Genomic DNA, 13,190 nt, shown 5'->3' on the forward strand with positions numbered 1-13,190 from the left:
GGAGGGGGCATGATCGGCTGGGCGACGCGACTGTTCGCATTCTGGACGCTAGCCGGGACCATGCTCGCATGGTTCTTTCCGCCGCTGTTCCTCTGGGTTGTCGACGGTAGTATCGCTCCCTTCGGCCAGCCGCTCGTCAGTGTCATGCTGGGCGTGGTCATGCTCGGCATGGGACTTACCCTGACGCTCGATGATTTTACGGGTGTGCTGCGGATGCCGCGCGCAGTTCTTGCCGGAGTGGTGCTCCAGTTCTCGATCATGCCGCTCGCCGGGATCGTGCTGGCAACATTGCTGGGTCTGGAAGGCGGGTTGGCCGTGGGCCTCATCCTCGTCGCTTGCTGTCCGGGCGGCACGGCTTCGAACGTCATTTCCTACCTCGCGCGCGCCAACGTGGCTCTTTCAGTGGCGATGACCATGGCATCGACCCTGGTCGCCGTCGTCGCCACACCGCTGCTGACAGGGTGGCTTGCGGGCGTGTTCGTCGAGATCGATCGCTGGGCGTTGTTCCGTTCCATGATCGCCATCGTGCTTGTGCCCGTCGTTTTCGGTGTCGCGCTGCGTGCCCTGATGCCCGACGCAACTCGAAAGATCGAACCGATTGCTCCGCTGGTCTCCGTCCTTCTGGTCGTCCTGATCGTCGGAGCAATCGTTGCGCGATCAAAGAACCTGATCAGCCAGCACGCCGGGATCCTGTTGCTTGCCCTGTTCCTTCTGCACGCGGCGGGATTCGCCTTGGGATACTTGCTGACGCGTGTTCTTCGCTTCGATGAAGAAGTAGCGAGGACAGTCAGCATCGAGGTGGGAATGCAGAACAGCGGCCTCGGGTCGACGCTCGCCTCGACGCCAAGTTTTGCAGCGCAATTCGCCAACCCCTTGCAGGCCGCGCTCGCTCCAGTTCCCAGCGCGATATCGGCTGTCTATCACGTCGTCATCGGCAGCCTGCTCGCCTCATGGTGGCGGCGCCGGACGGAAAGGGAGGAAGCCTAGATCATGTGGCACACCGTATTCGGAATCGCGAACCTGCTTGCCATGGCAATGTGGGCGGCACTTATCCTCCTGCCGCGCAAGCCCGCGCTGCTTGCGGCCATCCTTTATCTCGGCGTGGGCATGCTGTGCCTTGCCTATGCTCTCGGCATATCGGCCATTCTTGCCGGGCTGGTCGACCCGAAGGGCCCGGGAGGCGGAACCGTCGATTTCACCACGATCGAGGGTGTCCGGTCGATCTTTGCCAGCGACGGCGGTGTGACAATCGGATGGATCCACTACCTCGCCTTCGATCTCTTCGTCGGATTGTGGATCGCACGCGATGCGGATGCGAAGGAATTTTCGCGCCTGGTGCAGGCGCCGATCCTGTTTCTCACCTTCATGGCCGGTCCCTTCGGCCTGTTTGTCTGGCTGCTGGTCCGCGAAAGGCGGGCCCGGAAGAACGGTCGCTGGGAATAGGCTGCAAAGGCCAAAGCGGGGCAGGAATCAGGTTGCCTAATGCAACCGGCGTGGCATGATGTTCATCAAAGCTGATAACAGCGGAGAGGATTGATGGCAGCGACGCAAAAGCTCACGTTTGACGAGCTTATCCGACACTGGGCGCAGGAAAAACCCGATGCGGTCGCGCTGGAGCAGGAAGGTGACGCGATTACCTTCGGGGAGCTTGAAGTGCGCTCCCGTCAGATTGTGTCCATGCTTGCGTCGCATGGGGTGGGCAAGGGCGACAGGATTGCCTGGCTGGGCAAGAACGCGCGCCACTATTTCGAGCTCTTCTATTCTGCCGCGCGCGTCGGTGCGGTGATGGTCCCGATCGGGTGGCGCCTCGCCCCGCCGGAGATTGCCTATATTCTCGGCGATACGGGGGCGAAGGTCTTGTTCATCGACGAAGGTTTCGATGAACTCGCGGCAAAGGCCTGCGGCCAGATGGATTCTCCTCCCGAGATTATCGACACGCCAACTGCGAAGGCACAGATCGCCGCAGCAAGTGCAGATGAGTTCACGCCCGCCGGCCGCGATGATGCGATCCTGCAACTCTACACCTCGGGCACAACCGGCAACCCCAAGGGTGCCGTCCTCACGAACGGCAACCTGTTCTCGCTTCGCCTGCCTGCGGAGGAAGCCGCACAGCCCTGGTCAAGTTGGGACGAGGACGAAGCCATCCTGATTTGCATGCCCTGCGCGCACATCGGCGGGACGGGGCTTGGCATCATGGCCATGGCAGCTGGCATCCGCGGCATCGTCCAGGCGGAATTCTCACCTGAGGGCGTCCTCGACGGATTCGAGCAGGGCATTACTCGGCTCTTCATCGTGCCGGCGGCGCTTCAGATGGTGGTCCAGCACCCGAGAGCGAAAACCACCGACATGTCGGGCGTCAAATATGTGATGTACGGTGCCGCTCCCATCCCGCTCGACCTGCTGCGCGAAGCGGTCAAGACCATACCTGCCGCAGGATTCCTCCAGTGTTACGGAATGACCGAGACGACCGGCACTATTGCCATGCTGCCTCCCGACGACCACGATCTCGAAGGTAACCAGCGCATGCGCAGTGCGGGCAAGGCAGTTCCGGGTGCCGAGCTCAAGGTCGTGGACGAGAACGGAGATGAATTGCCGCTAGGCGAAGTTGGCGAGCTCATCTGCAAGAGTCCGTCGAACATGGCAGGTTATTGGAACCTGCCTGAGGCTACCGCCAACTCGCTCAAGGACGGGTGGATGTACACCGGCGATGCCGCCTACATGGACGAAGACGGCTACGTCTACATACAGGACCGGATCAAGGACATGATCATCTCGGGAGGTGAGAATGTCTATCCGGCGCAGGTTGAGAGCGCGATCTACGGTCACCCAGCGGTGGCGGAAGTCGCGGTGATCGGTGTGCCAGACGAAACCTGGGGCGAGGCCGTGAAGGCTTGTGTCGTTCCCAAGCCGGGGGCGACTGTCGAACCGAACGATATCATTGCCTTCACGCGCGAGCGGCTGGCAGGCTTCAAAGTGCCCAAGAGCATCGACGTGATCGACGTGATGCCGCGCAATGCCAGCGGCAAGATCCTGCGGCGTGAATTGCGCGCTCCCTATTGGGAAGGTCGCGACCGACAGGTCAACTGACGGCGGGCCGCGTCATGCAGCCCGCCGGATAGGTCAGTCGATTGCGTCTTCGCCGGCTTGGCCGACGGATTCGATGTCGTTGCCAAGGCCCTTGACGGTGTTGCAGGCGGTGGCGGTCAGCGCCATCGTGGTGATGCCGAGGGCAAGCAGAAACTTACGGACCATCTTTTCTCTCCATGTCGAAGAGCTCGTACTTGAGCGATATGGGTTAAGAAACGGGTTGCGCACTACGCGGTTCCCGGGCGCGACAGGCGATGCTCGCGCCAGGCGATCAGCGCGCCCGCACCTATGACCAGCGGTGCACCCAGCCAGGTGGTCGTCGGTGGCAGGCGGTTCCAGATCATCCAGCCATAGAGTGTCGCCCAGATGAGCGAGGAATAGTCCATCACGATTACGCTCGCGACCTGGCCGAAGCGAAGCGACGCAGTGAGGAGAAGCTGCGCCACACAGCCAAGTGCTCCTATCGCCAGAAGCAGGAGCCACTGCTTTGGGCTGTGTGCCTCGATGAAGAAGGGCAGGCCAAGGGCAAAGACTGCCGTCGACCATGCCGAAAACCAGAACACGATGGCGATCGGTTCGTCGGTACGGCCCAAATCGCGCAACTGGATCGAGATTACTGCCACCATGAAGGCCCCGCTGAGGCCGACGATGACGCCGAACATGGGCATATGCGACTGTCCGGGCTGGGTGATGACCAGGATGCCGAGGAAACCTGCAATGACCGCGCCCCAGCGCCAGGGACCAACCGTTTCACGCAGGAGGAGTGCAGAGAGGATCACGGCAAAGATCGGGGTAGTGAAGCCCAGCGTTGTCGATTCAGCCAGTGGCAGCAAGATCGGGGCGCCGAAGGTTAGTGCCATTCCGATCATGCCGAGGACCGCACGCCGAATGTGCGCAGGCATGCGGTTGGTCCTCAGCCTCGACAGCTGTCCTTGAGCGGCAAGCCACAAGCCTAACATCGGCACGGTCAGGGAGGCTCGCCAGAACAGGATTTCGCCGAAATGCACCCCGCTCTCGGCAGTGTATTTCACCAGCATGACCAGCGTCGCCAGCGTGAAAGCCGCGCAAAGTCGCAAGGCGAGGGCAAAGCCCGGTCGCTGGGGGACGTGCTGTTCGCTCACGGATCAAGGGCCTAGCTGCCGCGCAACCTTTGGCAAGCAAGCAATTGCATGCCCCCATGTGCTCCCCCATATGCCCGCGCATCATGTGGAAGCTGCCCGACGAAATTCTCTTTGCCAGCGATGCGGAACTGCTGGCGCTATGGGGAGCCGGGATGCTCGTCCTTGCCGCGCTATGCTCTTTGATGGAGCGGCGGCGGATGAAACGGGCACAGATCAACCGCATCGGCTGGGTGCCGTGGACGGGCTTGTTCCTGACCTTTGCAGTGATCGGCGGCGGGTTGCTGGCGGTGGCCGTGCCTGCAATGTTCAATCCGGGCTAGGCGTCTTCGCGCGTGCGGCGCTCCGCCTTGCCGCGCATGAGCATCCAGCTTTGCAGCATCAGCGCCGCGAAGCGCACTTCGCAGGGACTACCGGCAATGAGAAGCGTCGAGCTTGAATGGCGCGACAGGTTACAGGCAGGCTTCCAGATATGCCTGGTCGAAGCCGAACTGGCGGGCCTTCTCCAGCGTATAGGGGCGCAGGCCCGAGCTGCGGAATTCGCCAAGGATCTTGCCGTCGTCGCTCTCGTCGAGATACTCGAACTTGAAGAGCTCCTGCGTCACGATCACGTCGCCTTCCATCCCGATCACTTCGGTAATGTTGGTCGTGCGGCGTGAACCGTCGCGAAGACGCTTCACCTGTACGATGAGGTCGACCGATTCGGCGATCTGGCGGCTGATGGCTTCCTTGGGGATCTTGATGTCGCCCATCAGGATCATGTTTTCCATACGGCCCAGACATTCGCGCGGCGAGTTGGCGTGGAGCGTACACATCGAACCGTCGTGACCCGTGTTCATCGCGGCCAGGAGGTCGAAACACTCCGCGCCGCGAATTTCGCCCAGGATGATGCGGTCAGGACGCATACGCAGGGCGTTCTTGACGAGGTCGCCGATGGTAATCGCACCCTGGCCTTCAAGGTTCGGCGGGCGCGTTTCGAGCGGCAACCAGTGCGGCTGCTGCAGGCGAAGTTCGGCCGCGTCTTCGATGGTCAGCACTCGCTCACCCGGGTCGATCATCTTCGACAGGGCGTTGAGCATGGTCGTCTTACCCGAACCCGTGCCACCCGAGATGACGATGTTCATGCGGCATGCGCCCGCAATCTTGAGTGCGGTACACATCTTTTCGCTCATCGAACCGAAGTCCTTGAGCATGTCGAGCGTGATCGGCTTCTCGGAGAACTTACGAATCGAGATTGCGGTGCCCTTGAGCGACAACGGCGGAACGATGACGTTCACACGGCTGCCGTCCTTGAGACGGGCGTCGGCCAGCGGGGTGGTCTGGTCTACGCGGCGGCCGACCTGGTTCACGATGCGCTGGGCGATCTGGAAGAGGTGGCTCTCGTCACGGAACTTGATGCCCGCGAGGGTGAGCTTGCCCTTCTTTTCGATGTAGGTCTGGTCCGGACCATTGACCATGATGTCGGTCACGTCGGGATCGTTGAGCAGTTCTTCGAGCGGACCGAAGCCGAGCAGTTCGTCGACCAGAACCTTTTCCAGTGCGAACTGTTCACGGCGGTTAAGGGTGACCTTCAGTTCGGCCAGCACTTCCATGATGATCGGGCGGAATTCTTCCGACAGCTCGTCTTTCGACAGGGTCGCGGCTGCTTCCGGGTCGACGCGCTCGAGCAGGCGCGGGAGCACCTGTTCCTTGATCTTGTGAACACTCGCTTCGAAGCCGCCAACCTGCGATTCACCCGAATGGCTGGTGTTCATGCGATCGTCGAGGCGCGACATTGCGTCGCCTTGCGAAGGCTTTCCAGCGGGCGCTGCGGCTGCCGGTTCGTCGGGAATCGGCGGGAACTGTTCGCCGCCCTTGGCTTCAGCAGCAGAACCGCCGCCACGCATGGGTCGTGCGACCCCGAACTGCGGACGTGCCCCGGCACCCATTCCTGCCGGTCCGTTCTTGCGTCCGAAAGCGCTCATTCCAAAACCCCCACGCGATATTGACGTGTTTCGTGTGTGCGAAGGTGCTCTCCCTCAGGGAAACCACGCCTCTCGAAGAGTGGTGAATAAGTTGGAAACCTTTATTTTTGGCTAATGCGGACGGTCAGAGGGACACCGCAAGAACACGGATTTTCGCCGATTTTTTCGGCAAGATGAGAGAAGCGAGGCTCCACGACGCCAAGAGGGGCTGGCCACTATCCCGCGCAACGTCTAGCGGCCCAAGATCAGGGAAAACGACGGATATCCGCAGCAATGCAGCATCAAGAACGCGGGGGCATACTCTTGGCCCTTGCCGGTTTCATCTTCCTGTCGGTCGGCGACGCCGTCATCAAGACCATGGCAGGGCAGTGGTCGCCACTGGCGGTCGCGGCATTGCGCTATGTCTTTGGAGCGATAGCTCTCTCGGCCTTGCTCCTGCGCAGCGAGGGTCCACGTGGTTTCAAGCCGAGCCATCCGTGGTTGCAGCTGGCCCGCGGCATTTGCGTTGGCGGCGCAACTCTGTGTTTCTTCAGCGCCATCTTCAACATGCCCCTGGCGACGGCAATGGCGCTCGCTTTCGTCTCGCCCGTGCTGGTCGCATTGCTCAGCGGGCCCCTGCTGGGGGAACATGTGCGTCCGATGGTCTGGCTGGTTTCTGCGCTGGCACTGACCGGGGTCGCCCTTGTCCTGCGGCCCAGTTTTGCGGAGCTTGGCTGGGTGGCACTCCTGCCACTCGCGTCGGCCACGTTTTTCGCGCTTCTGGTCATCGCCAACAGGGCAAGCGCGGGGCAGGGTAGCGCTCTTTCCATGCAGGCCTACGTTGCGGTGGTTGCGGCACCACCCATGGTCCTTGCCGCAATTGGCGGTCACTTGAGCAAATTCGAAGCACTCCGGATTGGAATGCCGGACTGGACCATTGTTGCGAAGTGCGCCGTGGTCGCTTTTACCGCCAGCACGGCTCATTGGCTGACCTATCTCGGCACCATGCGCGCAGGCGCCTCGACCATTGCGCCGACCAGCTATGTACAGATGCTCGTCGCGACCTTTATGGGCTGGTGGTGGTTCGGCGATGTTCCGGATCTCGCTACACTCGCAGGCGCAGCGATCATCATCGGGGCGGGCCTCATCCTCTGGTGGAGCACGCCGAAAGCAGCGCCCGTCGCCGATTGATCGACGGGGAATAGTCGCTAAGTCTCGGCGTCACACGCGAATACGAAAAGGCGGAAATCTATGTGCGGAATAATCGGGATCGTCGGCAAGGAAGCGGTTGCGGACCGGCTCGTCGATGGCCTCCGGCGCATGGAGTACCGCGGTTATGACAGTGCCGGTGTTTGCACCATCCATGATGGCGAGCTGGTGCGCCGTCGCGCAGAGGGCAAGCTCAACAATCTCGTGGTCGAACTTGCGGCCAATCCTGCGCCTGGCAATGTCGGCATTGCTCACACCCGCTGGGCAACCCATGGTGCGCCGACGGCAAAGAATGCCCACCCGCATGCCACGCCATTTGTCGCCTTGGTCCACAACGGGATTATCGAGAATTTCAAGGAGTTGCGGGCCGAGCTGGCAGATGCCGGGCGAACTCTTGAGAGCGACACCGACACCGAAGTCGTTGTCCAGCACATTTCCTGGTTGGTCGAACAGGGCAAGTCGCCCGAGGAGGCCGTCGGCGAGGTTCTTCCGCGCTTGCGGGGTGCTTTTGCGCTCGCCATCGCCTTCCGCGACCACCCCGGTATCCTTATCGGCGCCCGGCGCGGTTCGCCGCTGGTTGTTGGCTATGGCGAGGGCGAGACATACATCGGCTCCGACGCGCTGGCGCTGGCTCCGCTGACGCAGCAGATCACCTACCTTGAAGAAGGCGACTGGGTTGTCATCGACCATGATGGCGCGACGATCCGCGATGAGGCGAACGAACCGGTCGAACGCCAGGTGCAGACCTCGGGTGCGTCGGCAGCTGCGGTAGAGAAGGGCAATTACCGCCACTTCATGCAGAAGGAGATCTTCGAGCAGCCGACAGTGGTCGCGCAGACGCTCGGCTCCTATTTGCGCCAGTCGGACAACTCGGTGGCCCTGCCCCAGTTCGATTTCGATATCTCGAGCATCCGCCGCGTGACCATCGTCGCCTGCGGCACGTCCTATTACGCCGGAATGGTGGCGAAATACTGGTTCGAGCAGTTTGCCCGCGTGCCGGTCGACATCGATGTGGCGAGTGAGTTCCGTTACCGCGAGCCGGTGCTGGAAGATGGCGGGCTTGCACTGTTCATCTCGCAAAGCGGCGAGACGGCGGACACACTGGCTGCCTTGCGCCATTGCAAGGAGAACGGCCAGACGATCGGCGTCGTCGTGAATGTCCCTACTAGCTCGATGGCGCGCGAGGCCGACCTGCTGCTGCCGACCCATGCCGGCCCGGAAATCGGAGTGGCGTCGACCAAGGCCTTCACCTGCCAGCTGGCGGTGCTCGCGGCGCTTGCCGCACATATGGCGGTGAAGAAGGGCCTGATGTCACGGGCCGAGGAACAGGAAGTCGTCGCCCACCTCCTGGAGGCGCCGGCGGCGCTGAACAGCGCATTGGACCATGACGACGACATTGCCTCGATGGCGCACCTCATCGCCCCGGCGCGCGACGTCCTCTACTTGGGCCGTGGACCAGACTACCCGCTGGCGATGGAAGGGGCGCTGAAACTGAAGGAAATCAGCTACATCCACGCCGAAGGTTATGCCTCGGGCGAGATGAAGCACGGGCCGATCGCACTGATCGACGAAGCCGTACCTGTAATCGTGCTGGCTCCTTCGGGACCGCTGTTCGAAAAGACCGTTTCGAACATGGAGGAAGTCCGCGCCCGAGGGGGCAAGATTGTGCTCATTTCCGACGCGGAGGGTCTCGAACAGGCGGGCGAGGGTTGCCTCGCCACGATCGAGATGCCGAGGGTGCATCCGCTGATTGCTCCGCTTGTCTATGCCATCCCTGTGCAGTTGCTCGCCTACCACGTCGCTTGTGTCAAAGGCACGGACGTTGACCAGCCTCGCAACCTTGCAAAATCGGTAACGGTCGAATGAGGGAGGAGGGCGGCTGCCACTGCGGCGCGGTGCGCTTCGCGATCGAGATCGATCCGCCGGTCGAACTGCTGATCTGCAATTGCTCGATCTGTTCGATGACTGGATTCCGCCATCTGATCGTGAAGGGCGAGGATTTCACGCTCCTGAGCGGTGGTGACGCACTGACGAGCTACAAGTTCGGCACTGGCAAGGCCGACCATCTCTTCTGCTCGACCTGCGGCATCAAGAGTTTCTACCGGCCGAGATCGCATCCCGATGGCTGGAGTGTTAATTTTAACTGCCTCGATAGGCCGGGGCAGATCGCGGTAAACGAGGTCCCTTTTGACGGCCGCAATTGGGAGGCGGCAAAAGCGGCTTTGGATGCTGAAAAATAAAGCCAAAATTTACCATCAAAGTGCTTTCTGAGCCCTAGGAAATTTACCGGTAGCTAAGACTTACCCGTTAACCAGACAGGGTGAGCGAGCAGAAATCCGATTTGGCCCAATTGGTCCGGCCCCTGTCGATACGTCAGGCGACCGGGCTGGATGCGCCTGACGGCGCCGACTGGGCGCGCGTTCACGGTCATCAGTATGCCCTGCTCGGAAAGCGGACGGTCGTTCGTGCGTCGGTCCAACTGATGGCGCTCCTCCTCGTCGTGGCAACGCTGTGGAGCGGGGTCGACCATGTCCTCCTCGGGGCATGGGGCGTAGCGCTTGCCTTTGCAGTTGCCTTGGCGGTGTCCGAGGACCGTCGTGCACTGACTGCCGAGATTGCCCATTACGGCGCTGAGGAAATCAGGCGACATGCAGTCGCTTCGGCGGCGAAGGGAGTGATTTGGGGCCTGGGCATGATGGCCTTCGCCGCTTCGGGAGGTGCCGATCGCCTGTGGATCGTATGGAGCGTTGCGGCGCTGCTGATGTTGGCCACCTCTGTCAGTCGCTACAGTGCTCCGATCAGCTCGATGGCATTTTCGGCATCGGTGGGGATCGGAGGTCTTCTTGCCGCTGGCATCGCGGGTAACTGGCTGCTCGTTACGGTGGTCCTCTTCAGCGTAGTTTTCGCCGTGTTCGGCGTTATCGAAAATGCCCGGGTTTTTGTCGCCTCGCGCCTTACCGAAGCCGCGATGCACGAGAAGAGCGAGACTGTCTCGATGCTCCTGCGCGAATTCGAGGAGGGGCAGGCCGACTGGCTATGGCAGATTGACACGCGCCGGCGCCTGAAGGGCGTTTCACCGCGCTTCGCCTATGCACTGGGCAGCGATGCCAAATCTGTTGAGGGCGTGGCCTTTCTCGAGCTGATCTCGGGCCCCAACTGGAGCAATGACGAGTACCGCGAAACGCTGAAGGCCTTTGCCGACAAGATCAAGCGCAAGGAGCCTTTTTCGGACCTTCTCGTCCGTGTCGCCCTGCCGACCGGACAGCGGTGGTGGGAGCTTTCCGGTGCGCCGATTGTCGACGACAACGGCATCTTCCAGGGCTTTCGCGGGGTCGGTTCGGACGTCACCGAACAGCGCGAGAGTTCGGAAAAGATCGCCTATCTCGCTCGCTACGACACGCTTACCCATCTGCCAAACCGCCTGATGCTGAACGAGGCATTGGGCGAAGCCCTCGCCTATGCCGAACACTGGCGATCGCGCTGCGCATTCCTGATGATCGATCTCGACCGCTTCAAGGCGGTCAATGATTCACTGGGACACCTCGTCGGCGACGAGATGCTCGGCCAGGTGGCGAATCGTCTGAAGAGCATCGTCGGCGAACACGAACTGTGCGGACGACTGGGCGGAGATGAGTTCGGAATCGTGATCCGCGACCTAAGTGACCGTCGCCAGATCGAAGAGCTCGCCAAGGCCGTGATCGAGCAGCTTTCCGAACCCTACCAGATCGAAAACCAGATCCTTTACGTTGGCGCCAGCGTCGGTTCTGCAATCGGCCCCCGCGACGGTAAGACGGTCGAGGAGATGCTGCGCAACGCTGACCTCGCGCTCTATCGCGCCAAGGATGAAGGTGGTGGCGAGCACTGCGAATACGAGCCTTCGCTCCACGCCAATGCCGAGGAAAAGCGCCAGCTCGAATTCTCTCTTCGCAGCGCCCTCGAAAAGAACGAGATGGCGCTCCACTACCAGCCCGTGGTCGATGCCCACACTGAAGAGGTGGTAAGCTTCGAAGCGCTGATCCGGTGGAACAGCTCTGAGCATGGTTTCGTAAGCCCGGCCAAGTTCATCCCGCTGGCGGAAGATACCCGCCTGATCGTGCCGATCGGTACATGGGTGATGCAGCAGGCCTGCAACGAAGCCGCCCGCCACTGGCCGAGCGACGTGAAGGTGAACATCAACGTCTCGCCCGAACAGCTGCTCGAACCCGAATTCGCCTCGACCGTGGTCCGGGCGCTGTCGCACAGCGGACTCGATCCCAAGCGACTGGAGATCGAGGTGACCGAGAGCATCTTCCTGCGCGATGCCAGCGTGGCGCGCAAAGCGTTGGAGCAGTGCATCGCACTTGGCTGTTCGGTGGCACTCGACGACTTCGGGACCGGCTATTCCTCGCTCGGCTACCTGCGCAAACTCAACTTCACCACGATCAAGGTCGACCGCAGCTTCGTCCAGGGTGCCGCCCAGCAGAGCCGCGAGTCACTGGCGATCATTCGCGCAGTGGTCGCCATGGCGCAAAGCCTCGACATGACCACCACTGCCGAAGGTGTCGAAAATGCCGATGAAGCCATCATGGTTCGCGATCTCGGGTGCACCAAGATCCAGGGCTATCACTTCGGTCGTCCGATGAGTGCCGAGGACGCGCGCCAGGTGTTTGCCCGCCGCGCCGTCGACCTTAAGCGTAAGTCTGCCTGATCAGGCGTCCGCGAGCGCGCGGACAGCGCTTTCGAACAGCGCTACCCCGTCAGTACCACCATGCGCGGGATCAATGGCTCGCTCCGGATGCGGCATCATGCCCAGCACATTGCCTGCCGCATTGAGCACCCCGGCGATATCTCGGGCCGACCCGTTTACGCTCTCGGTATAGCGGAATGCCACGCGCCCTTCGCCTTCGAGCCGGTCGAGTGTCGCGTCGTCGGCGTAGAAATTGCCGTCGTGGTGGGCAACAGGGATGCGGATGTCCTGACCCGCTTCATAGCCGCCGGTGAATAGCGACTGCGCGTTCTCGACCTTGAGGCCCACGGTCCGGCAGATGAAGTTCTGCCCCGCATTGCGGAGCAGCGCACCCGGAAGGAGCCCGGCTTCGGTGAGGACCTGGAAACCGTTACAGACGCCCAGAACCGGCACGCCACGATCGGCCGCTACCTTAACGCTCTGCATGATCGGACTGTTGGCCGCCATTGCGCCCGAGCGAAGGTAATCGCCATAGGAGAAGCCGCCGGGGAGGGCGATGAAATCGAGGCCGTCGGGCAATTCGGCGTCACCGTGCCAGACGCGCAGCGGGGCGGTGCCCGAAATCCGCTCTATCGCCACCGCCATGTCGCGGTCGCAGTTGGAGCCGGGGAAAGTGACGACGGCGGCGCGGAACGACATCAGGCGACCTTCTCGATGCGGTAGTTCTCGATCACCATGTTGGCGAGCAGCTTGCGGCACATGTCGTCAAGTGCCTCATCGGAGGTGCTGTCGGCGACATCCAGCTCAATCAGCCGTCCTACGCGCACATCGTCGACGCCTTCGAAGCCGAGACCTTCCAGCGCGTGATGGACGGCGCGACCCTGCGGATCGAGCACTCCGGGCTTGAGGTTGACGTGGACTCGGATCTTCATCGGCAGGCCTTTCGTGTTGGCGCGCCTATGCCGCGAAGGGGTGCGCGGTTCAAGCAGCAGCGACGCGACAATCCGCTGCGGTCACATGAGTGTCAGAAAAACCACCGCTGTAGCAGTGTTGCAACTGTTGCAATGAATCTGAAGCATTCGGGACGTGGTTGGGACTCAAACGGGTTTCAATCTGCTACGGCATGGCCACGGCCAACCGGCCACTTCCCTCCAAATTCCCGCGCAA

At 61.7% G+C, this 13,190-nt stretch carries 13 protein-coding genes; 8 read left to right on the plus strand and 5 right to left on the minus strand.

Annotated elements, in window-relative coordinates:
* Positions 1 to 9 precede the first annotated feature (9 nt).
* The 3 genes from IRL76_RS02825 (at position 10) to IRL76_RS02835 (ending at position 3,087) form a co-directional block, all read left to right on the plus strand.
* The gene (locus IRL76_RS02825; RefSeq protein ID WP_200982964.1) at positions 10 to 987 is read left to right on the plus strand and encodes a bile acid:sodium symporter family protein; all 978 of its coding nucleotides are present in this window, start codon (positions 10 to 12) and stop codon (positions 985 to 987) included.
* A 3-nt stretch (positions 988 to 990) separates the two neighbouring features.
* The gene (locus IRL76_RS02830) at positions 991 to 1,443 is read left to right on the plus strand and encodes an ABA4-like family protein (protein ID WP_200982966.1); all 453 of its coding nucleotides are present in this window, start codon (positions 991 to 993) and stop codon (positions 1,441 to 1,443) included.
* A 93-nt stretch (positions 1,444 to 1,536) separates the two neighbouring features.
* Positions 1,537 to 3,087: a fatty acid--CoA ligase gene (locus IRL76_RS02835; protein WP_200982968.1), complete on the plus strand. Its 1,551-nt coding sequence runs from the start codon at positions 1,537 to 1,539 to the stop codon at positions 3,085 to 3,087.
* Positions 3,088 to 3,120: 33 nt separating this feature from the next.
* Here the strand turns inward: IRL76_RS02835 and IRL76_RS02840 are convergent, their stop codons facing one another.
* Entirely contained in the window at positions 3,121 to 3,252 is a 132-nt protein-coding gene (locus IRL76_RS02840) for an entericidin A/B family lipoprotein (protein ID WP_200982970.1), read from the minus strand.
* Between the two features lie 62 nt (positions 3,253 to 3,314).
* Positions 3,315 to 4,208, minus strand: a complete 894-nt coding sequence (locus IRL76_RS02845; RefSeq protein WP_246449941.1) for a DMT family transporter — start codon at positions 4,206 to 4,208, stop codon at positions 3,315 to 3,317.
* A gap of 83 nt (positions 4,209 to 4,291) precedes the next feature.
* Between IRL76_RS02845 and IRL76_RS02850 the strand changes: the two genes are divergently transcribed.
* Entirely contained in the window at positions 4,292 to 4,528 is a 237-nt protein-coding gene (locus tag IRL76_RS02850; RefSeq protein ID WP_246449943.1) for a hypothetical protein, read from the plus strand.
* A gap of 129 nt (positions 4,529 to 4,657) precedes the next feature.
* Here the strand turns inward: IRL76_RS02850 and IRL76_RS02855 are convergent, their stop codons facing one another.
* Entirely contained in the window at positions 4,658 to 6,169 is a 1,512-nt protein-coding gene (locus IRL76_RS02855; RefSeq protein WP_200982974.1) for a TadA family conjugal transfer-associated ATPase, read from the minus strand.
* A gap of 273 nt (positions 6,170 to 6,442) precedes the next feature.
* Between IRL76_RS02855 and IRL76_RS02860 the strand changes: the two genes are divergently transcribed.
* The 4 genes from IRL76_RS02860 (at position 6,443) to IRL76_RS02875 (ending at position 12,044) form a co-directional block, all read left to right on the plus strand.
* Complete coding sequence (locus tag IRL76_RS02860; protein ID WP_200982976.1) at positions 6,443 to 7,339, plus strand: DMT family transporter; 897 nt, start codon at positions 6,443 to 6,445, stop codon at positions 7,337 to 7,339.
* Positions 7,340 to 7,399: 60 nt separating this feature from the next.
* Positions 7,400 to 9,223, plus strand: coding sequence for a glutamine--fructose-6-phosphate transaminase (isomerizing) (gene glmS / locus IRL76_RS02865; RefSeq protein WP_200982978.1), 1,824 nt, complete (start codon positions 7,400 to 7,402; stop codon positions 9,221 to 9,223).
* The gene (locus IRL76_RS02870; protein ID WP_200982980.1) at positions 9,220 to 9,597 is read left to right on the plus strand and encodes a GFA family protein; all 378 of its coding nucleotides are present in this window, start codon (positions 9,220 to 9,222) and stop codon (positions 9,595 to 9,597) included. The genes glmS and IRL76_RS02870 overlap by 4 nt, the downstream gene beginning before the upstream one ends.
* A gap of 80 nt (positions 9,598 to 9,677) precedes the next feature.
* Positions 9,678 to 12,044, plus strand: a complete 2,367-nt coding sequence (locus tag IRL76_RS02875; protein WP_246449945.1) for a putative bifunctional diguanylate cyclase/phosphodiesterase — start codon at positions 9,678 to 9,680, stop codon at positions 12,042 to 12,044.
* Here IRL76_RS02875 and purQ read toward each other — a convergent pair whose 3' ends face one another.
* Together purQ and purS are read right to left on the minus strand one after the other, a co-directional pair.
* A complete protein-coding gene (gene purQ, locus IRL76_RS02880; RefSeq protein ID WP_200982982.1) occupies positions 12,045 to 12,722 on the minus strand; it encodes a phosphoribosylformylglycinamidine synthase subunit PurQ in 678 nt (225 codons plus the stop codon).
* Positions 12,722 to 12,955, minus strand: coding sequence for a phosphoribosylformylglycinamidine synthase subunit PurS (gene purS, locus IRL76_RS02885; protein ID WP_200982984.1), 234 nt, complete (start codon positions 12,953 to 12,955; stop codon positions 12,722 to 12,724). Before purS ends, purQ begins: the two co-directional genes overlap by 1 nt.
* Positions 12,956 to 13,190 lie beyond the last annotated feature (235 nt).

The organism is Qipengyuania soli (assembly GCF_015529805.1).
GTDB lineage: Bacteria > Pseudomonadota > Alphaproteobacteria > Sphingomonadales > Sphingomonadaceae > Qipengyuania > Qipengyuania soli.